This window comes from Aristaeella hokkaidonensis, assembly GCF_018128945.1.
In the GTDB taxonomy this organism is placed as follows: domain Bacteria; phylum Bacillota; class Clostridia; order Christensenellales; family Aristaeellaceae; genus Aristaeella; species Aristaeella hokkaidonensis.
In genome coordinates, this window is the sequence record NZ_CP068393.1 from 2,005,153 (window position 1) to 2,024,016 (window position 18,864).

16 protein-coding genes are annotated in these 18,864 nt (G+C 54.0%); 11 read left to right on the forward strand and 5 right to left on the reverse strand.

Going from position 1 to position 18,864, the window contains the following annotated elements; genetic code table 11:
* Positions 1 to 194 precede the first annotated feature (194 nt).
* Complete coding sequence (locus JYE49_RS09115) at positions 195 to 503, reverse strand: hypothetical protein (RefSeq protein WP_283399358.1); 309 nt, start codon at positions 501 to 503, stop codon at positions 195 to 197.
* Positions 504 to 936: 433 nt separating this feature from the next.
* Here JYE49_RS09115 and JYE49_RS09120 point away from each other — a divergent pair, with 433 nt between their 5' ends.
* The 3 genes from JYE49_RS09120 to JYE49_RS09130 all read left to right on the forward strand — a co-directional run bounded on the left by JYE49_RS09120 (position 937) and on the right by JYE49_RS09130 (position 6,526).
* The gene (locus JYE49_RS09120) at positions 937 to 2,529 is read left to right on the forward strand and encodes an alpha/beta hydrolase family protein (protein ID WP_093957002.1); all 1,593 of its coding nucleotides are present in this window, start codon (positions 937 to 939) and stop codon (positions 2,527 to 2,529) included.
* Between the two features lie 356 nt (positions 2,530 to 2,885).
* Positions 2,886 to 4,748 (forward strand): ABC transporter ATP-binding protein, encoded by a 1,863-nt coding sequence (locus JYE49_RS09125; protein WP_093957001.1) that lies wholly within the window; start codon positions 2,886 to 2,888, stop codon positions 4,746 to 4,748.
* Positions 4,745 to 6,526 (forward strand): ABC transporter ATP-binding protein, encoded by a 1,782-nt coding sequence (locus JYE49_RS09130; RefSeq protein ID WP_093957000.1) that lies wholly within the window; start codon positions 4,745 to 4,747, stop codon positions 6,524 to 6,526. The genes JYE49_RS09125 and JYE49_RS09130 overlap by 4 nt, the downstream gene beginning before the upstream one ends.
* 4 nt (positions 6,527 to 6,530) lie before the next feature.
* Here JYE49_RS09130 and JYE49_RS09135 read toward each other — a convergent pair whose 3' ends face one another.
* The gene (locus JYE49_RS09135; RefSeq protein WP_093956999.1) at positions 6,531 to 7,826 is read right to left on the reverse strand and encodes an NlpC/P60 family protein; all 1,296 of its coding nucleotides are present in this window, start codon (positions 7,824 to 7,826) and stop codon (positions 6,531 to 6,533) included.
* A 246-nt stretch (positions 7,827 to 8,072) separates the two neighbouring features.
* Here JYE49_RS09135 and JYE49_RS09140 point away from each other — a divergent pair, with 246 nt between their 5' ends.
* The 6 genes from JYE49_RS09140 to JYE49_RS09165 all read left to right on the forward strand — a co-directional run bounded on the left by JYE49_RS09140 (position 8,073) and on the right by JYE49_RS09165 (position 13,188).
* Entirely contained in the window at positions 8,073 to 9,179 is a 1,107-nt protein-coding gene (locus JYE49_RS09140) for a hypothetical protein (RefSeq protein ID WP_093956998.1), read from the forward strand.
* Positions 9,180 to 9,414: 235 nt separating this feature from the next.
* On the forward strand, positions 9,415 to 9,909 hold the full coding sequence (locus JYE49_RS09145) for an RNA polymerase sigma factor (RefSeq protein WP_283399357.1): 495 nt from the start codon (positions 9,415 to 9,417) through the stop codon (positions 9,907 to 9,909).
* Positions 9,902 to 10,636 (forward strand): zf-HC2 domain-containing protein, encoded by a 735-nt coding sequence (locus tag JYE49_RS09150; protein ID WP_093956997.1) that lies wholly within the window; start codon positions 9,902 to 9,904, stop codon positions 10,634 to 10,636. Before JYE49_RS09145 ends, JYE49_RS09150 begins: the two co-directional genes overlap by 8 nt.
* A gap of 5 nt (positions 10,637 to 10,641) precedes the next feature.
* Positions 10,642 to 11,649 (forward strand): DUF4097 family beta strand repeat-containing protein, encoded by a 1,008-nt coding sequence (locus tag JYE49_RS09155; RefSeq protein WP_179217295.1) that lies wholly within the window; start codon positions 10,642 to 10,644, stop codon positions 11,647 to 11,649.
* Positions 11,650 to 11,977: 328 nt separating this feature from the next.
* On the forward strand, positions 11,978 to 12,370 hold the full coding sequence (locus tag JYE49_RS09160; protein WP_093956995.1) for a pyridoxamine 5'-phosphate oxidase family protein: 393 nt from the start codon (positions 11,978 to 11,980) through the stop codon (positions 12,368 to 12,370).
* A 143-nt stretch (positions 12,371 to 12,513) separates the two neighbouring features.
* On the forward strand, positions 12,514 to 13,188 hold the full coding sequence (locus JYE49_RS09165; protein WP_093956994.1) for an SH3 domain-containing protein: 675 nt from the start codon (positions 12,514 to 12,516) through the stop codon (positions 13,186 to 13,188).
* A 58-nt stretch (positions 13,189 to 13,246) separates the two neighbouring features.
* On the opposite strand, the gene JYE49_RS09170 is transcribed toward JYE49_RS09165, so the two are convergent.
* Entirely contained in the window at positions 13,247 to 14,332 is a 1,086-nt protein-coding gene (locus JYE49_RS09170) for an alpha/beta hydrolase-fold protein (RefSeq protein WP_093956993.1), read from the reverse strand.
* Between the two features lie 525 nt (positions 14,333 to 14,857).
* Here JYE49_RS09170 and JYE49_RS09175 point away from each other — a divergent pair.
* Both JYE49_RS09175 and JYE49_RS09180 read left to right on the forward strand, forming a co-directional pair.
* Positions 14,858 to 15,526, forward strand: a complete 669-nt coding sequence (locus JYE49_RS09175) for an SH3 domain-containing protein (RefSeq protein WP_093956992.1) — start codon at positions 14,858 to 14,860, stop codon at positions 15,524 to 15,526.
* Positions 15,527 to 15,557: 31 nt separating this feature from the next.
* On the forward strand, positions 15,558 to 16,103 hold the full coding sequence (locus tag JYE49_RS09180; RefSeq protein WP_093956991.1) for a hypothetical protein: 546 nt from the start codon (positions 15,558 to 15,560) through the stop codon (positions 16,101 to 16,103).
* 141 nt (positions 16,104 to 16,244) lie between these two features.
* On the opposite strand, the gene JYE49_RS09185 is transcribed toward JYE49_RS09180, so the two are convergent.
* Together JYE49_RS09185 and JYE49_RS09190 are read right to left on the reverse strand one after the other, a co-directional pair.
* Complete coding sequence (locus JYE49_RS09185; protein ID WP_093956990.1) at positions 16,245 to 17,249, reverse strand: helix-turn-helix domain-containing protein; 1,005 nt, start codon at positions 17,247 to 17,249, stop codon at positions 16,245 to 16,247.
* Positions 17,249 to 18,619: an MATE family efflux transporter gene (locus JYE49_RS09190; RefSeq protein WP_093956989.1), complete on the reverse strand. Its 1,371-nt coding sequence runs from the start codon at positions 18,617 to 18,619 to the stop codon at positions 17,249 to 17,251. The genes JYE49_RS09185 and JYE49_RS09190 overlap by 1 nt, the downstream gene beginning before the upstream one ends.
* Between the last annotated feature and the right edge of the window lie 245 nt (positions 18,620 to 18,864).

The window sequence follows — 18,864 nt, forward strand, 5'->3', positions numbered from 1 at the left end:
TCCCTTTGTCACATCCATTCACTTCTCCACAGCGCCCCACCTTGTCATTCCGAGCGTAGTCGAGGAATCCCTTACTACGGCCAAAGGCCGCATTTACTCAACAAAACGACTTCCGCAGTTACGGAAGTCGTTTTTTCCTCCATTTTTAAGTCTTAAGTCTTAAGTTTTAAGTTTTAAGTTTTCATTAGTTACAATTAGTATTCCGTTTTCACAGAATCCAGATGATACATCTCCTTAAACCTTTCCTCATCCTTCGGCGTCCGGAGCACCATCACCTCTGTAAAGTGCCCGTCTTCCTTACTCTTGAATCCCGCCACCTTTTCTCCTGTACAAATGGAACTTCTGATCACCGGCTCCTGTTTCTCCGGATCAAAGGAGATACCCTTTGTCAATTCTCCGTTATCACGCACATCGGAGCCCTGCTTTTTCCGGAATATTCCCACACCGAAACAAGCCAGGATCCCAACAGCCAGCACAATAATCACCCACGAAATCCAGCCCATATCTCACCCTCCGTTCGATACAGCAGACTATGTTCACTTCATCTATCTATTTTATATCATATTCCAAATCGACTCTTATATGCAACACCACACTGCCCAAAGGGCAACTCTACACAGAAACAAGAAAAAAGGTAAAACAAACTACAACGTTTGGCGAAGCCAAACATATCATATTCGCCTTTAGGCGAATCTATCATTTCGACATTAAGTCGAAATATCATGTTGCGAAGCAACATATCATTCTTTTGCGAAGCAAAAGACAATGCAATCAAAGGATGGCATGGCCATCCTTCCACTTTTGCTTTTTTTGTCCTCTTCTTCTTCCTTCCACGTATTGCGCCTTTAGCACGTCACCGTATAAAATATAACCTGACCGATTGTTCATCGTTTCAATCCAGACATTGAAAACAACATATCTCAGGAGGACATACTCATGGCCATGATGGAAAGACCTCAGGTCCGGGACATCACCGGAGGAAAATGCTGGGAGCATACCTTTGATCAATTCTTTCTGAAGGTATATGTTCCGGATAATAAAATAGACGGACAGACAAACAATTACGGCTTCCGCGCGCCGCTGCTGCTGGTTTTTGAAGAGGAAAAGCAGAGCATGGACAGCGCTGTGGACTTTGCCCGGGAAACCGGCCTGGCGAACATTGCCGCGAACGTCGATTCCAGCGTGCTCTTTGTCTATCCCACGGCGGAAGGCGGCTGGGCCGGCGCGGATGAAAGCTTCTACGCTTCCGTGATTGCCGAGATCAAAATGATTCAGGTCTATAAGGATGGCATCGTGGAGAACTTCGACTTCTTCACCCAGACCTTCAAGGGTTATTTCGTCCGCGGCGCCATCTTCCGCGCGGACATCTACAGCTACGGCGCTTCTGCCGACTATGTGGCAAAGTATCTCCTCCGCTCCCTGCAGGGTGAATACCTCTGGGGTCCCGGCGAGATCACCCCTGCCATGTGCTCCATGGAGCGCCTGAGCGTGGTGCCGGACGTCCAGCGCAGGGATATCCCGATCCTCAGCGTCGGCAACAGTGAAGAGATCAACAAGGCCTTCGGCGGTTGCGAGCATCTGCTCGTCAAAGCCAAGGCCGATTATGAAGCGGACTTTGACGCCTTCGTCAAGCACTTCAAGATGTGGTGCGGCAAGGTGGAGCTGGAGCCTGACTTCAAGGCCCTGAACATGACGGAAGACGCCGGCTGCGTCACCGTCAACACCTCCCCCGACAACCGGATCATCAAGGACGTTAAGACCCATAAGGTGGGCTACTTCGCCTACTACAACAACGGCCTGTTTGACAACGGCCCCGTCCCGCTGGTGCTCGGCTTCCACGGCGGCGGTGACTCATCCATGTACCTGACCTTTGTCGCCGGCTGGTGGGAAATCTGCCACCGCTACAACTTCCTCTTCGTTTCTGTGGAAAACCACCAGAACGTTACCGCCACCGAAGCGGTGGAAGTCATTGAAGGCCTGAAGAAGCGCTACCCCATCGATGAGCACCGCATCTACGCCACCGGCTTCTCCATGGGCAGCGGCAAGACCTGGGACTGCTATCAGGAGTATCCGGACATCTTCGCCGGCATTATGCCCGCCAGCGCCCTCTTCCCCGTCTACAAGACCTTCTGGGGCGGCCCGCCCACCGAGCGGCTGAACAAGACCGTGCCCGTGCCCGTCTTCTATTCCGGCGGCGAGGAATCCCACCTGCCTGAGCTGCCCTTCCATTCCGATTCTGCCCTGGAGCGGGTCCAGTATGTGGCGGAAGTCAATCAGCTGAAAAAGAAGTTCGACGGCGTTTCCTTTGAGCAGAAGGATTCCTGGGAGCAGCCCATCTGGGGCATCCCCGGCGACAAGGTGGAAAAGATCTATGATCCTTCCCGGGGCAGTACCCTGACCGTGCACTATTACGAGAGTGAGGATGGCGTCATCCGCACCGCCTTCGCCAGCGTCAGCGGCCAGATCCATGAATGCCGCCATCACAGCTGCGAGAACGCCTGGAAGTTCATCTCCCGGTTCACGCGGTAATCCTTTGTGGTTCACTGCACAGGTCCGCTGTGCAGCCTCCTTTCCCGGTCTGTTCATGCGGCAGGCCGGGTTTTTTGTTATATACCCTTACTGTCAGTATGGGTAACAGTATTGTAAAATGTACTGACAACCCGTTGACACAGCCTGCTTTTTATGTTTGAATACCCTTAAGAAATTGAAGAAAGGAGGTCCGGAAATGAGTCGTTTATTCAGAACTTTTACTGTCGCACAGGAAACACGGGCGCCATTCTCCGGGCCTGGCCTTGTCGGATAACCCGGATTGATTGGACACTTTCCGCCCGTTCCCTGTGGAATGGGCGTTTTTTCATGTATTATGCATTCAGGATGTGATACCAATGACATTTAAGGAAAGTAAAGATAATCCCCTGCACCGGGACTTCGGTCTCTGGTCCAACACCCGTTTTGTCCTCAACCGGATGCGGAAGTACTGCCCCATTGTATTTCTGCTGGCCTTCACGGATCTGTTCTGCGCTTCTGTCCAGAGTTACCTTGGCGGTTTCCTGTCCAAGTTCATCATGGACACAATCACAATTGATTTGCCCCTGGCGGAAAAGCAGCACCGGCTGATCATAATCATTATCATCGGCGCGCTCGTAGCCCTTGCCTTCTCCTTTGCCAGGATTATTGCCGGCAGCATGGTCTGGCCCCGGTATATCTATATCCGGACCGGCGTCATCCATGAGCGGGTGGCGAAGGCCATGCGCATGAATTACGCGCTGCTAGAAAAGCCGGAAGCCCTGGATCTTCACCAGCGCGCCCAGAACTCTACCGACGGCAACAACAACGGCTTCGAAGGCATGATGCACCTCATGCAGGACCTGGGCAAGAACCTCTTCACCACCATCGTCACCTTCACGGCCGTCCTCGTGCTGGATTTCCGGCTGATCCTGGCCCTGACGGTGATGGGCGTCCTCTCTTTCCTGTACTACCGGGTGATCCTGAAAAAGGATAAAAAGGAAGTCTGGGACCGGCTGGCTCCCGTCTGGCGGAAAAGCAGCTACATGGCCCGCGTCACCCAGCAGCCGGAATACGCCAAGGATATCCGCCTGTTCTCCATGGTGCCGTTCCTGCTGAAAAAGCAGCGTGCCGTTTTTGAAACCCGGGAGGAGCGGATTGATTACCATCAGGACCTCTGGAACCGGAACATGCTCTTCGGCCAGGCGATGAACGTCATCTGCCGGTTCCTCACCTATGCCGTCCTCTACTTTGCGGTGATCCGTGAAATCAACCCCATGTCCATCGGCAGCTTCACCCTGTACCTGGCCCTGGCCAACGCCTTCTCCGGCGCGCTGATTTACCTGCTGCAGCGGTTTGGTGATTTCAACCGTGCTTCCATGGAAGTGGACGATCTCCGCTCCTTCCTGGAGATGAACAGCGAAAGCACCGAAGACCTGCTGCCCCTGCCGGAAACGGATTCCCTGGAACTGCAGTTCCACGACGTTTCCTACCGTTATCCGGAGGCGGAAAAGGATGCCCTTTCCCACCTGAACCTGACCCTGCATCCCGGGGAAAAGCTGGCGGTGGTCGGCCTGAACGGCGCCGGCAAAACCACCATGATCAAGCTCCTGCTCCGGCTGTATGATCCCACAGAGGGATTGATCACCCTGAACGGGACGGATATCCGGAAATATCCGCGGGAGGATTATTACCGCCTGTTCTCCCCGGTTTTCCAGAATGTTGAACTCTTTGCCCTGCCCCTGGCGGAGAACGTCTCCATGCTGCCCATGCAGGAAACAGACCGTGAGAAAGCCGCCACCTGCCTGCGGGAAGCCGGTCTCGCTGACAAGCTGGATGAACTGCCGAAGGGCCTGGATACGGAGCTGCTGAAGATTGCCTCGGAGGAGGGTGTCGACCTGTCCGGCGGCGAAAAGCAGAAGCTTGCCCTGGCCCGGGCGCTGTATAAAGGCGCGCCGGTAGTCGTGCTGGATGAACCCACCGCCGCCCTGGACGCCCTGGCGGAGAAGCAGCTTTATGAACGTTTTGACCGGATGATCGGTAAAAAAAGCGCCGTCTATATTTCCCACCGCCTGGCTTCCACCCGTTTCTGTGACCGGATCGCCATGTTTATGGACGGCCGGCTGGAGGAATACGGCACCCACGACGAGCTGATGGCCAAAGGCGGCGAATACGCCCATCTCTTTGATGTGCAGGCACAGTATTACCGGGAGCATCCCGAAGGAGAGGAGGATGCCGAATGAAAAAGCTGAAAGAAATCATCCGCCTCATGTTCCCGGTGGCCGCGAAGCGGTTTCCGCTGTTCTTCCCCCTGGAGGCCCTGAAAACTCTTTGTGATATCCTGATGCCCTTCATCGCCATCTTCGTTACCCCGCTGATTGTCGATGAGCTGGTCGGCGGAAAGGATCTGACCCGCCTGTTCGTCTATGCAGGCATCCTCATCCTCGGCGAATGCCTGCTGACCGTCATCCGCCAGCTTTCCGTCAATCAGCTGGGCAAGTACAAGGAACGGCTGGACAACTATTTCACCCGGCTGATCAGCGAGCATGCCATGGGCCTTGATTACCAGCTGACTGAAGACAAGAAGCTCCTGGACCAGCTGGAAAAGACCAACACCGGCATGAGCTGGTATTCCGAAGGCGTTTACGGCATTTCCGAGCAGATCTTTTCCTTCATCGGCAATGCTGTCAAAATCGTCGGCCTGGTCACGGTCATCGCGTTGCACACGCCGCTGCTGCTGGCAGTGATCCTGTTGTGCGTCTGCCTGAACGCGTACCTGATGCGGCTGAGCAGCAAGGTGGAACTGAAGGCCTTTGAAAGGCTTTCCAAAGTGAACCGCATGTTCGGTTATTACGGCTGGGAAATGGTGGACTTCCGCTACGGCAAGGATATCCGCCTGTACGACGCCTCCGGCATGCTGCTGAACAAATGGGACGGTTTCAGTGAGGAAAGCTATCAGGGCTGGAAATGGCAGGCTGATACCACCCGGAAATATTCCCTGATCCAGGGCGCTCTTGCTGTCTTTCAGACTGCTTTCACCTATGGCTATACCGCGCTGAAGACCATCGGCGGCGTCTTCTCCCTGGGTATCTTTACCCAGATGGTCTCCGCGGCCGAATCCCTGTTCAACACGCTGGGCGGTATTGCGTCCAACATCACGGACCTGCTGAAGAAAACAAACTACGCCTATGAATACGTTATCTTTATGAACTATCCCCAGGCCATGCCCAAGGGTGATAAGCCCGTCCAGGCTGGAGAACACCGGATTGAGTTCCGCAACGTCTCCTTCGCCTATCCGGGCACGGAGAAAAAGGTGCTCGACGGCGTCAACCTGACCGTGGAAAAGGGTGAACGCCTGTCCATCGTCGGCCTGAACGGTGCCGGCAAAACCACCCTTATCAAGCTCCTCTGCCGCCTCTATGACCCCACAGACGGGCAGATCCTCCTGGACGGCACCGACATCCGTGAATACGATTATGACCAGTATATGAAGCAGTTTTCCCCCGTCTTCCAGGACTTCAGGCTCTTCGGTTTCACCGTCAGCGAAAACGTCACCCTGAAGGGCCGGGAAAACATGGACGAAAAAGACCGGCTCCGTGTTTCAGATCTGCTGAAACAGGCCGGTCTGGAAAAGTTTGCGGATAAACTGGAGAGCGGCGAGGATGCCAAGCTCTTCAAGTATATGGAGGAAGACGGCATCGAGCCCTCCGGCGGCGAGCAGCAGAAGATGGCCCTGGCCCGTGCCCTGTACAAGGACGCGCCGGTCATCATCCTGGACGAGCCCACAGCCGCCCTGGATCCCGTAGCCGAGTATGAGATCTATAAGCAGTTCAACTCCCTGATCCAGGATAAAACCGCCTTCTATATCTCCCACCGGCTTTCTTCCTGCCGCTTCTGCGATCACATCGCCGTGTTCTCGGAAGGCCGGGTGGCGGAATACGGCACCCATGATGAGCTGGTGAACATCCCGGATGGCGTCTACGCCGCCATGTTCGAGGCCCAGGCGCAGTACTACCGGTAAGCCTTTACTTTTCCGGTCCGTACCAGGCCATGTCCGTGCAGTCGTCCAGCGGGAAAACCAGCAGGGGTTGGTTGTCGATCACATACCAGCCGAAATGCTTTCCCCAGGAAACATCCATACTGTGCGGGGCGTCCAGGTTGGTTTCCATGATCACGGAAACCGTCACGCCACCGTCCGGCGGCAGGGTGTTCCTGTAGCCCTGTTCCTCAATGTATTTCTGATACCGTTCATAGTAGAACGGGCTGCCTCCGCAATGGATCACCAGCGGAGCATCCAGCAGGGGAAGCGCTTCCCCTGCGTTTTTTTCTGTCCAGCCGAACTGCCGCAGCGTCCCCAGGTACATCATGATATGGAAGGTGCCGTGCTTCACCGCGACGAGATCACCTGGCTTCATGAACGCCGACCATTTCATCGGATCGTTATTAACCATCAGGTCATGGCCAATGCCATGGCGCAGCAGGTCCGAGATGGACGGATGCCGCTCCAGTCCGCATTTTTCGTAGATCAGGTGCGTCATGCCCACACAGTCCAGACCGCACAGGTACATGTGGTCTTCCCGGTAATAGCGCGTGGTCGTGCTGGGGAAAAACCGCCTGAGGAACTTGTCCTCGGTGCCCCCGGCATAATAGTAAGGCACGCCCAGCGGCAGGGACACCTGCATCAGGCTGCCCGCCGTTTCGTCATAGTGCGCCACAAAGGTGTTTCCCTCTTCCAGCATGCTCAGGCTGGATTCAAAGATCAGGCCGGTCTGCACCTTGTCCCGCGGGAAATCCGGCAGCTTTGCCGATGTGGTAAAGTTCAGCTGCAGGTAAACAGTCCCGTCCTGGATCCTCATGCCCCAGGGGCCCTGCTTGTATACGGGGCTGATCTTCAGCTCCGTTTTCCTGTCCTCCAGCCAGGCAGAAATCACGTCCGTCACGTCCCACAGGTTCCGTCCGGTCATCACCTTCTGGGGCTCCGCAAAGGTCTTTCCGCACACCAGCGTATATCGCAGCTCATCTCCGAAAAAGCTGCTGACCGTAAAGCGCAGCGCGGCGCCCCGCAGCTCAAAGCCCGGCAGGTTCTTCAGCTCTTCCAGCGTATAGGTTTCCTCATCATCCTCTGTGGAGACGCTGGTGGCCGGATCAATCACAATGCTTTTCTGGGTGCCCTTTTTATCCGTGCCCACAAAGCCGTTTCCGCCGCATTTCAGCATCACCGTATGTGGACCGTCCGCCAGCGCGATCCCGGCCAGCAAAAGCAGTACTGCTGTCAATATCGCTGCAAACCAGCAGCGACGGGCAGAAAACAGGCTTTTCATTGCTCGGTCTCCCTTCAGAGATGAAAACATTTTATTTATCATACCATACCGTTTCTTTTTCGGAAACCCATCACGCCAGGCACGATACAGGTCATGATAAAAAAACAGAGAAAAAATGAAAATATTTGTAACCAAATTGCCTACCGATGCATCTATATACATGTAAGGCCTTTAGGCGATGTCCGGAACGTTGCAATTGCTTGCTTCCCGTATGCATGTACAGAAAAAAGTTCAGGAGGGTTTCCGATGAATCATATAAGAAGTTTCCTTTGTTTTCTCCTGCTGATGGGTATGCTGTTATCTGCTCATCTTCCGTCTGCCGGTGCTTCCTCCTTCGTTCCTGAATGGGACCACGTACAGAGGAAACTTGACTGCCAGGGGCAAAAGATCGTCATTGACGCTATAACGGATACCAATCTTCCTGAAACGGTCTGCGAATACGATGCCTCCCTGCGTGTAATGTCAGAGGAAAAGCTTCGAGCCCTCGTTTCCGTTGCTGCTCCGGGATACGAAAACATCCCGTTTATAGGACTACATGCACCAGGAGACGATGACGGTTGGGTTCTGGAGGATGAAGAGGCTGGTATTATGGCTGTACCTGGTAATGCCTTCGGTGTTGAAAGATACCATGAGACACGTGACCGGTTTACAGTCGGAACAGTATTTGGCTTTTCACACTTTTACAAGGAACCGATTGATCCCAATGCAGTCGCAAACCTGAAAGAACTTTCTTATCCCGATGCGCTCAAATTGCTGGCGCCGGTTCTTGCAAGAACCGAACTATCCCTGGGAAACCCTCAGTTTGTCAAAGTATACGATCTGGACACTCTGGTCTCCAATCAGAAAACCTATAACGAAACATTTAACGAGCATCATGATTATACCTGGGAGGCCGGTGACGAAGTATATGAAATACAATTCCCGGTTTATTGGCAGGGACTCCGTCTCCACACTCAAGGTGGTTATGTGGTTGGTAACAAAAGTACTGCTTATCCGGCTATGAAGATTATACTCCAGGCTGATGGCACCCTTCTTCAGGTGTATGTAAGCGATCCTATAGATACTCCTGTAGCTGCCGGTCCGGAAGCAAAGCCCTTGTCACTGGAGCAGATTCTGGACGTATATGCACAGTTTTTATCTTCCTATGCTTTACCGGATTATGTGGAACCCCGTGTCAGCCGTATTTCCCTGGAATACCTCGTTTGGGAAGATTATATTGGTTTTCATCCTACCTACCATCTTGTTCCGGTCTGGTGCTTCTATATGCCCTACACTGATTCGATAGTTACTCCGGAATATAATTATATTCAGTATTTTAACGCAGTCACCGGTGAATACCTGAACAGGGACTGAAATACTGCATTCCGGATCCTTCGGTATAAACCATCCATCATTGACAGAGAGCAAGAAGAACAAGTTTCTTCTGTTTCTCTGTCATCTTTTTGTATATAATAGCAGTTGCGCAATATGATTGTTGTGTGTTTTTCCCCGGCAAAAACTCCCTGAAAAATTTTTTTATTTTTTTCTGTAACGAAATCCGGATTACTCCGTCTAACCCATGTATTAACCGGGAAGGAGGTGATGATGTGTGAACAGCGAAACCTGTGAGAGGCTGTACAACGCTTACTACATGCGGGTCTTCTCCTATGTGATGACACTGGCCGGCGACCGGCATGCCGCTGAGGAGATCACCCAGGAAGCGTTCTTTCGGGCCTTCTCAAAATCCGTTTCCGCTTCCTTCCGGAATGAGTCAGATGAAGTGACCTGGCTGTGTGCCATCGCAAAGAACTGCTTTGTGGATGAAACACGCCGCCGTAATAAAACGGCGCCAATCCCGGAAGAGCTTCCCGCTGCCGGAAAAAGTATTGAGCAGCAGGTTACAGACAAGGATTCCTCCTTCCGGATCCACGTCGCGCTCCACGCGCTGGATGAACCTTATCGGGAAGTCTTCGAGCTTCGGGTTTTCGGTGAACTGTCCTTCAGCCAGATTGGTACCATCTTCGGCAAGACAGAAAACTGGGCCCGCGTCACATATCATCGCGCGAAACTGAAACTGAGTGAAAGGATGGATAAGCATGAATAAAGAATGCGAAGTAATCCGCGATCTGCTTCCGCTTTACGCGGACGACGTTTGCAGCGAGACAAGCCGTGAACTGATCCGGGAACATCTTCAGGAATGTCCGGAGTGCTCCGCTGTGCTGGAAAAGCTCCGGTCTCATGAAATAGAAAACGACCTCCGGGAAGAGAAGGACAGCGTGCTCGAGTATCAGGCCAAGCGCATCAAGCGCCGTACCACCACGGTCGGCTCCGTTGTCTCCGGTCTGTTTATGGTCCCGATTCTCATCTGCCTGATCGTGAACCTGTCTACCGGCCACACGCTGGACTGGTTCTACGTGGTGCTCGCCGGGCTGGCGGTCTGTGCCTCCCTGATCCTTGTCCCGATGAATGTCCAGCGGGATAAACTGTTCTGGACCTTCAGCGCCTTTACCGTGACCCTGTTGGTACTTCTGGCCGTCTGCAGCTTCATCACCCACGGCGGCTGGTTCTACCTCACAGCCTCGGCCGTACTGTTCGGCTTCTCGCTGATCTTCCTGCCCTTCGTGCTGAAAGCCCGTCCCGTCCGGGAATTCATCGGCAGCTTCAGCCGTCCGGTAATCGTCCTGTCCGTGGACATGATCCTGTTCGCCAACATGATGAACATGATCACCCTGTATTCCAAGAGCTTCCTGTCAACAGGCTTTATGTTCGCCCTTTGCGGCGCGGGTGCCTGGCTGCTGTATTCTGCTATTAAATCGAAAAGAGAGGAATGATTCCCATGAATAAGTCAAGAATTCTGGTTGTAGCCCTCATTGTCGTTCTGCTCTGCCTGGCCGGCGGCTCCTACTCCATCTTCGGAGGCAAGGTCAGCATCGGCCTGGGCCTGGCCGCCTTCGCGAATGAGGATAAATATACCATCGGCGATACTGAAATCACCTCCGTCGTGGAAAACCTGGACATCGACTGGACCTCCGGCAAGGTCAACATCGAGTATCACGCCGGTTCCGGCGTCAGCGTCTCCGAGGTTGCCAACAGAACCACCTCTGAAGATGAAAAACTCCGCTGGTGGCTGGACGGCACAACCCTGCGGATCAAGTTTTCCAAACCCCAGCTGACCATTTTCAATAACCTGAAGAAAACCCTGACCGTGTCCCTGCCTGAGGGCATCACCCTCAAAAACGTCGATATCGACACAACCTCCGCTGATGTGACCGTCCCCTCCATGACCGCGGATGAAATCAAGTTTGATACTACCTCCGGCGATGTGAATGCGGTCGTCACCACGAAGAAGCTCTCCGCTTCCTCCACCTCCGGTGACCTGAATATCCGCCAGGACAGCGAGATCAATACCGCTTCCTTCTCTACCACTTCCGGTACAGCAGTTTTCACTGTTCCCTCCGCGGAGAAAATCTCCATGGAGTCCACCTCCGGTGATCTCTCCGTCTCCGTGTCCGGAACCGTCGCAGACCTGCATCTGGATTCCACTTCCGGCGCTATCCGCCCGGATATCGCCACCGCGGATAAGGCAAAGTTCTCCTCCACCAGCGGCGACATTACCGCCGCCCTGGTTTCTTTCAAGGATCTGAATGTTGATGCCACCTCCGGTGACGTGACCCTGAAACTGCCCGAAATTTCCGGCTTCACCCTGGATCTCGACGCACGGCCCAGTAAGCTGCACAGCAGCCTGGCCATGACGAAAAAAGGCGATGATCAGTACGTCTACGGCGACGGCTCCGCCCGCCTGCGCATTGATACCACCTCCGGCGACATCCACATCGATAAATAAGTATCTCCTCTCCCTTTCATCCCCAGGATTAATTCCTGGGGTCTTTTTTCCCCCGGACATAGTGTCTGGACAATTAATCTAGACCAAATCACCGGGCGGATACCAGGGACGGTTCTGCCACTGTCCACTTACGTGGATAGTCAGAACCGTCCCCTGGTGTCGCCTCCAATCGGAACACCTTATGTCTGCCCAACATAGACAATCATTAAATCCTGAAAACAGCTTCCACCGGAAGCTGTTTTTTCCACCATTTTTAAGTTTTCAGTTTTAAGTTTTCAGTATTCGTTATATAATATCCTTACCAATCCAACGATAGGAGGATATTTCCATGAACGAAGTCTATGAATTTCTGAAAAAGTGCGGCACTTACTACCTGGCGACCGTGGAAGGCGACCAGCCCCGCGTTCGTCCTTTCGGCACCGTTGATATTTTCGAAGGCAAACTGTACATCCAGACCGGCAAAATCAAGCCCGTCTCCAAGCAGCTCCAGGCCAACCCCAAGGCTGAAATCTGCGCCTTTGCGGATGGCACCTGGGTCCGCGTTGCCGGCAAGCTGATCCGTGATGACCGGATCGAAGCGAAAAAGCACATGCTGGAGCAGTATCCTGCCCTGCAGGCCATGTACTCTGCTGAGGATGACAACACCGAAGTCCTGTACTTCGAGGGTGCCACCGCCACCTTCGCTTCCTTCGGCGGCGCTCCCAGGACCGTGACCTTCTGATTTTCTCCCGCACCGTCTTTTTCATGACCGTGTAGCCCTGAAACCCTTATGCCACAACATCTGGCGGTTGACAGCGGCACCATAGGATTTTACAATATAAGTTGAGTCTTAAATCATGAAAAAACGAATTGGAGACGGTGAACATGAAATCACTTCTGTTCCGTATGGGCCTTATCCTGGCCGTCCTGATGATCGCCGCGGTCATTCTGCCTGCCTCTGCCGATTCGGAGGATTATACCATACCCGATCCGGCAAGCATGAACTTCCCCTGGTGGGAGGTTTGTCCCCCGGTAGTCACGAAAACCCGCGTAGTGGTCCGCCAGGCTGAAACCATGATCGAATCCATGCCCGCGGAAGGCTGGTGCTATACCGCTATCAAGCAGGTCAACGTCCGTTCCCAGCCCAGCATTTATGCCACCCGGGTCATGCGGATCAAATCCGCCGGCACGGAATTCACCGTCACCGCCCGGGTCAAGAACAGCTCCGGGGAAATCTGGTACGCTGTCCAGCTGGCCAACGGCACCCTGGGCTATATCCGTTCCGATCTGCTCAATACGGATCATGTGATCCTGCATGAGGATCCCTATTCCTATGAGGCAGAAGTGAACACCCATACCGCCGCGGCTTCCGAGTCGGCCTCCGATGTGATCAACATCATCAACCCGCCGGAAGCACCCGCTCCCACCCCGCAGGTCATCTACATCATGCAGCAGCCCGCGGCGCAGCCGACGCCCACGCCGATCCTGGTATATGTGACGCCCGAACCGGCTCCCGCCGCGCCGGAAATCACGCCCCAGGTCATCTACCTTAATCCGTAACAGTAAAAAAATAAACCGCACAGAGCCAACTGGCCCTGTGCGGTTTCTCTTTCTGTCCTTATTTGAAGATCCTGGGCAGGAAGGAACGGATGCAGCGGCGCCACACCGTCCAGTCATGTCCGCCGGGGAAGGTTTCCCGGGTAATGTTCAGGGGCTTGTCCGCCAGGTAGGCGTCGTCCTTGTCAAAGGCTTCCCAGTAGGTATCTTCCGTACCCATGGCGCGGTAGAAAACCTTGAAGCTCTCGTTGAACTTGTCCGCCTCATGCAGCAGCTTCATGTGGGGCATTTCCTCGTCCGGATTCCACGGAGCCCGGAGGAAACCGCTGAACAGGCCTGCGTAGCCGAACAGATCCGGATTCGTCAGCGTGGTAACGCTGGTGTGGAAGCTGCCCATGCTCAGGCCGGCCATGGCCCGGTGCCACTTATCCGTCAGCACCTTATAGTTCTTTTCGATGTAGGGGATCAGGTCCTTCACCACGATATTCGGGAACAGGGCAAAATCCCGGGGCTGGCTTTCGTCCTTGGGCTTGGCCATGCCGTTGCCCATGACGATGATCATCTCTTCCATTTTGCCTTCCGCCAGCAGCCTGTCGGCGATCCGGCCGGCATGTCCCTGGTAGATCCAGCCGGTTTCGTTCTCGCCATAGCCGTGCTGCAGGTACAGTACCGGATAGGCTTTCGCGGGATCATAGGCCGGCGGCGTCCACACCAGGCAGATCTCTGTCTTGCCGGTCACTGTGGAGTAGAAGTAGCGCCGGGTCACCGCGCCGTGTTCCACGCCTTCCAGGTCGTCCCAGCCTTCCATATCGGCCACAGGTACGTCCACAAAGTTCATCGGCCGGCAGCAGCCGTATCCGATAGGCATATAGGGGCACAGCACATCCGCGCCGTCCACTTTCAGGAAGAAATACAGGAAACCGGTTCCCATATCAAAGGTTCCTTCCCATGCCCCGTCTTCCACCTTGGAAAGCGGGAAAATGGTTCCGAACCGGTCGATCACAACCTCTTTCGCGTCCTTGGCAATAATCCTGAAGTGCACCTTTCCGTCCGGCAGGACCTCCGCGCCCTGGATGCCGTCCCGGCTGGGTTCACCGAAATACGGATCGAATGAAACCGTTACGTCCAACGGCCATTTCTGTTCCATAGAAATTCCCTCCTTATGCTGTTGAGCTTTCGCTATGCCGTCCAAATATGTACGGACAACTTGTTGCCTCTACTATATTCCAAATAACCCCTTCTTGTCAACGCAGGAAGCATTTGCATTGAATTCATAATTCACAATTCATAATTCATAATTATATATAGTGTAACCCATATATGAGGTCTGAAAAGCTCGGAATTGAACAACTGCTCATAATGAACAATAAAATGCAGATGGGTTCAGATAATCTATGGTAAAAAAGACATAAAGCCGGACAGTGGCTGAACAAATTATAATTATGAATTGTTGAGCAGCTGTCCAAATCTTTGATTTGGGTAACAGCTGCCATGCTACAGCTGTCAAAGGCGTGAAACGGCTTTGGTAACAGCGATCGCAGAATTAGATTATTTGTTCGGGAACAAAATAATCTCTTCTCCCGTTTTTTTGGTATAATCGGTATATCCCGAAGGATACAAATCCTGCCGGATATAAAATGATAACCGTTCCGCATGAAGGAGGGTCATTCTTATGAACAGAAAGCTGCTGTCTCTTGTGCTTGCGCTGACACTGATACTTGGACTTGCCGCAGCCTTTGCCGAATCTGTCGGCAGCTATACCTATCTCGATCAATCCGTTATGACCATGTATGTTTATACTGACAACGGAAAAGGGCTCAATGTCCGGAGTACGCCTTATGTCGGCGATAACATCATCGGCCTGGCTCCCTATGGATCCAAGCTGAGCGTCATCCGTTTCCTGGATAACGGCTGGGCCTGTATCAAGTGGGACAGGATCGGTGAAGCCTATGTCCAGAGCCGTTTCCTGCAGTGGTATGAACCGGCGCCTTTGTCTCCCATTACGCCCACTCCCAGGCCCACGGCCGTTCCTACCATTCAGCCTACTGCGGCACCGTATATACCTACACCTGTATACACGGATCCCCTGGCTGATCTGAACAGGGAATTCCGTACAGCCCGTCTCGTCACTCCCTTTGTGGTTCAGGTTCGTCCTTCCCGTGCCAGCGGCTGGGTCAACATGCGCTGGGCGCCCAGCAAGGATGCTGAAGTGCTTTCGACCTACCGTTCCGGCGCTCAGCTGACGGTCATTGCCGAAACCCAGAGCTGGTACCAGGTTGCGGATCCCAGCACCGAAGCCACCGGCTTTATGATGAAGAACTATGTGGTCCGTCAGTACTGACCGGATCCCGGAAAAAGGAGGTATTACCCGTATGAAAAAGATGATTTCCCTTCTGCTGTGTGCAGTTCTGCTGCTCACCTGTGTTTCCGCCTTTGCGGAAGAGAAAACCTCGATTGAATTCCAGAATCGTATGCAGTTCAGCGGTGTACTGCCCGATGGCTACAAGTGTTCCATCCTTTCCCAGAGTGAACTGACCCTGGAATGTGCCGTAGCCAGCGACGATCCTGCCGCACCCCGCCTGAATATTTATGTTTCCTTCAATGAAAGCTATGCAACCATCAATCAGCTGTCCGACCTGGACGCGGATAGCCTGGAACGCCTGAAGATGGGCTTCAGCGAGGAAAACACCGTCACCTTTGATACATTCAAAACCGATTCCGGTGTGGACCTGCTGCTGGTTCAGGAAACCGGTGATGATCCGGACTTCCTGGACTTCTACACCATCTGCCAGGGCCATGAAATCGAACTGACCCTGACTGCCGGCGACGAAGCTCCAGGCCTGGCCCTGACTGAAGAACAAATCAGCAACTGCCTGAACCTCATGCGCACCCTGGACATCCTCCCGGTACGCGGCTGATCCCAGACATACATCAACGCCCGGATCCATCACGGATCCGGGCGTTTTCGTTAATCCATACAAAGGGCGACGCGGCGGGGGTGTGACAGAAGAGACAGCCCCGCCGTCAACATTTAATTCTTAATTCTTAATTCTGAATTCTTAATTTTCAATGTTATCGCTTACGGCGATGACGTTGTTCCTCCGCCATTCTCCCGGCGTAAAGCCGGTGATCCTGCGGAAGCAGGCCGCAAACTTGCTCGCGTTGCTGTAGCCGCACTGGCCTGCGATCTCCGTCACGCTCAGCCGGTCCTGCAGCAGCAGGTTTTTCGCTTCCTGCATCCTTACCTGGGTACGGTACTCGTAGATGCTCATGCCGTACATCTGCCGGAATACCTGCTGCAGGGTAGTGCGGTTCAGTTTGATTTTTTTCGCCAGCGTCTCCACGGACAGCTCGGAACCCAGGTCACAGCCCAGCAGCTTCCGGGCTTCATGCACCTTATGCGCGGTGTCGCCGCTGAAGTACCGGTGGCTGGTTTTCCGCCCGTCCCTTACGTCCAGCAGGGCAATCACCGCCTGCAGGGTCAGCAGCTTTCGGTGGTAATCCGCGTACTCCTCCGGGATCTGCTGGAGACCAGTAAAGATGTTCTCCAGCATCTCGTTGGCCGGAAAACGGATGCAGGACTCCGCATCCAGCACGTCCGCGAACATCTGCTTCCGGTCAAACTCCCGGGTACCGAAGAAGCGGTTCAGCGTCTCCTCCAGGTCATCCAGGAATACCACAATGCTGATGCACCGCATGCCTCCCCTGCCCACGCGGCATTCCCGCGTGCCCACCCGGTTGTTGAAAAGCAGCACGTCTCCCTTGTCGGCACTGGCACAATGCCTGTTTTCCATTTCAAAATCGGCGTGGCCTTCCACCATGTACATCAGTTCCAGATACCGTACAAACTGCTTCTGCTCCTGGTACATCGGCGTATAGGATTCAATCTCCGAGTAGATCAGCTGCACGCCCTTCGCCACATTATGGCGGCGCATAATGCCCTCCCCCGTATCGTTTTTCAAACGATAGGTGATCTCGGAATCCTTCCGACCGATCATAGACATGTACCGGTCAAACAGTTGGTCAGCATCCGGCGGAGTCTCCGCCCATTTTTCCTTTTCCATCAGGCTAATAATCTTTCTTCCTTTCGAATCGTTCTGAAGGCCTTGATCAGCAGGATAATACCGATCAGCAGCACAACAAGGTCAGTAAACATCTGCGCGTAGAATACGCCCTGCACAGGAACCGCGAACACGGTAGGCAGCAACACCACCAGGGGCAGGAACAGCAGCACCTGCCGCAGCAGCGCCATGGCGGAAGCCGCGGACGCCTTGCCGATGGCCTGGAAGAAGGTAATCGCCAGGATCAGCACACCATAGCAGATATAGGTGGAGAACAACACCCGCAGCATCGGGGCACCCTGGGCACAGATTTCCGCATCCGTAATGAACATACTCAGCATGCCCTGCGGTGCCAGCATAATCGGGAGATAGAACACCAGGGCAAGCACCGTGGCGGCAATCATAAAGACCTTCGTGAAGGACCGCACCCGGTCATACTGTTTGGCGCCGTAGTTGGTGCCGATGGCCGGCTGGAAGCCCTGGCTGATGCCCCACAGCGGGATAAACGCGAAGGACTGCAGGCTCAGGCACGCGCCCAGGATGGTCTGCCAGCTGCCGCCGCCCCATCTTTCCACGGTATTGTACATAATGGTCTGCTGGACCATGGTCATTACCTGCATCAGCATGGCAGAAACACCCACGCCCAGCACCGGGCCCACCAGGTTTCCATGGATCTTAATCTTGTGGATTCGTACGTTATCGCTCTTTTTCCGGAAGTACCAGAGGGTAAACACAGCCTGCAGCACCTGCGCAATCACGGTAGCCCATGCAGCGCCCAGGATGCCGTTTTCCTTGCCGATCAGGGAAATGAGCAGCGGATCCAGCGCGATGTTCAGCAGCGCGCCCGCGGCCATAATGCCCATTGCGATCTTCAGCTTACCCTCGCCGCGCATCACCATATTGGCGGACTGAGCAAAGTTCACAAACAGGGAGCCGATGTAGACAACCTTCAGGTATTTTTCCGCCTGGGTCAGGATTTCGCCCTTTGCGCCGGAGAGGGAAAGCAGTCCGGTTGTAAAGATTTCACCCACCGCGGTAATTATCACGGACAGCAGTACGATCAGTGCGATCAGGTTGCCCATGATCTGGTTCACCGTTCCCTGGTCTTTCCGACCCACAGCCCGGGACAGGACCGAAGCCGATCCGGTACCGATCAGCGTAGCCACACCGCTGTTCAGCAGGGTGAAGGGATAGGAAACCTTGACCGCCGTCATGGCCTCCGGGCCTACCATCCGGCCCACAAAAACCGCGTCCATGAAGTTGTACAAGCCGATGACCACCATGCCCAGGATCGCCGGGACACTCAGCGACAGCATGGTTCTGAAGACGTTCCCGTTCAGCAGGTTCGACCTTGTGTCCTGTTTACCGTTCATACTCTGATACTTCCTTTCGTTCTCTGTTAGCTTTTGCTAACTGACGGAAGTATAAAAAAGGAGCGGCAACCCGTCCACTCCATTCTGCAATGGATGCTCCGTTCTGCAATCCGAAAATGACTGCCCGGCCCCGCGGACACTTTTCAGGGCCTTTCCGGAACACAAATGATTATATACCATATGCTGCTCCGTTACAAGGAGCCCGGATCGCCGCGTTTTTGATCAATAGCAGGAATTGACACCCG

What these genes read in the sequence shown, in the direction of transcription:
- JYE49_RS09185 (WP_093956990.1), bottom strand. Translation starts at nt 17,249, where the DNA reads ATGGAAAAGGAAAAATGGGCGGAGACTCCGCCGGATGCTGACCAACTG.
- JYE49_RS09170 (WP_093956993.1), bottom strand. Translation starts at nt 14,332, where the DNA reads ATGGAACAGAAATGGCCGTTGGACGTAACGGTTTCATTCGATCCGTAT.
- JYE49_RS09180 (WP_093956991.1), top strand. Translation starts at nt 15,558, where the DNA reads ATGAAAAAGATGATTTCCCTTCTGCTGTGTGCAGTTCTGCTGCTCACC.
- JYE49_RS09120 (WP_093957002.1), top strand. Translation starts at nt 937, where the DNA reads ATGGCCATGATGGAAAGACCTCAGGTCCGGGACATCACCGGAGGAAAA.
- JYE49_RS09150 (WP_093956997.1), top strand. Translation starts at nt 9,902, where the DNA reads ATGAATAAAGAATGCGAAGTAATCCGCGATCTGCTTCCGCTTTACGCG.
- JYE49_RS09115 (WP_283399358.1), bottom strand. Translation starts at nt 503, where the DNA reads ATGGGCTGGATTTCGTGGGTGATTATTGTGCTGGCTGTTGGGATCCTG.
- JYE49_RS09140 (WP_093956998.1), top strand. Translation starts at nt 8,073, where the DNA reads ATGAATCATATAAGAAGTTTCCTTTGTTTTCTCCTGCTGATGGGTATG.
- JYE49_RS09190 (WP_093956989.1), bottom strand. Translation starts at nt 18,619, where the DNA reads ATGAACGGTAAACAGGACACAAGGTCGAACCTGCTGAACGGGAACGTC.
- JYE49_RS09160 (WP_093956995.1), top strand. Translation starts at nt 11,978, where the DNA reads ATGAACGAAGTCTATGAATTTCTGAAAAAGTGCGGCACTTACTACCTG.
- JYE49_RS09130 (WP_093957000.1), top strand. Translation starts at nt 4,745, where the DNA reads ATGAAAAAGCTGAAAGAAATCATCCGCCTCATGTTCCCGGTGGCCGCG.
- JYE49_RS09135 (WP_093956999.1), bottom strand. Translation starts at nt 7,826, where the DNA reads ATGAAAAGCCTGTTTTCTGCCCGTCGCTGCTGGTTTGCAGCGATATTG.
- JYE49_RS09125 (WP_093957001.1), top strand. Translation starts at nt 2,886, where the DNA reads ATGACATTTAAGGAAAGTAAAGATAATCCCCTGCACCGGGACTTCGGT.
- JYE49_RS09155 (WP_179217295.1), top strand. Translation starts at nt 10,642, where the DNA reads ATGAATAAGTCAAGAATTCTGGTTGTAGCCCTCATTGTCGTTCTGCTC.
- JYE49_RS09165 (WP_093956994.1), top strand. Translation starts at nt 12,514, where the DNA reads ATGAAATCACTTCTGTTCCGTATGGGCCTTATCCTGGCCGTCCTGATG.
- JYE49_RS09175 (WP_093956992.1), top strand. Translation starts at nt 14,858, where the DNA reads ATGAACAGAAAGCTGCTGTCTCTTGTGCTTGCGCTGACACTGATACTT.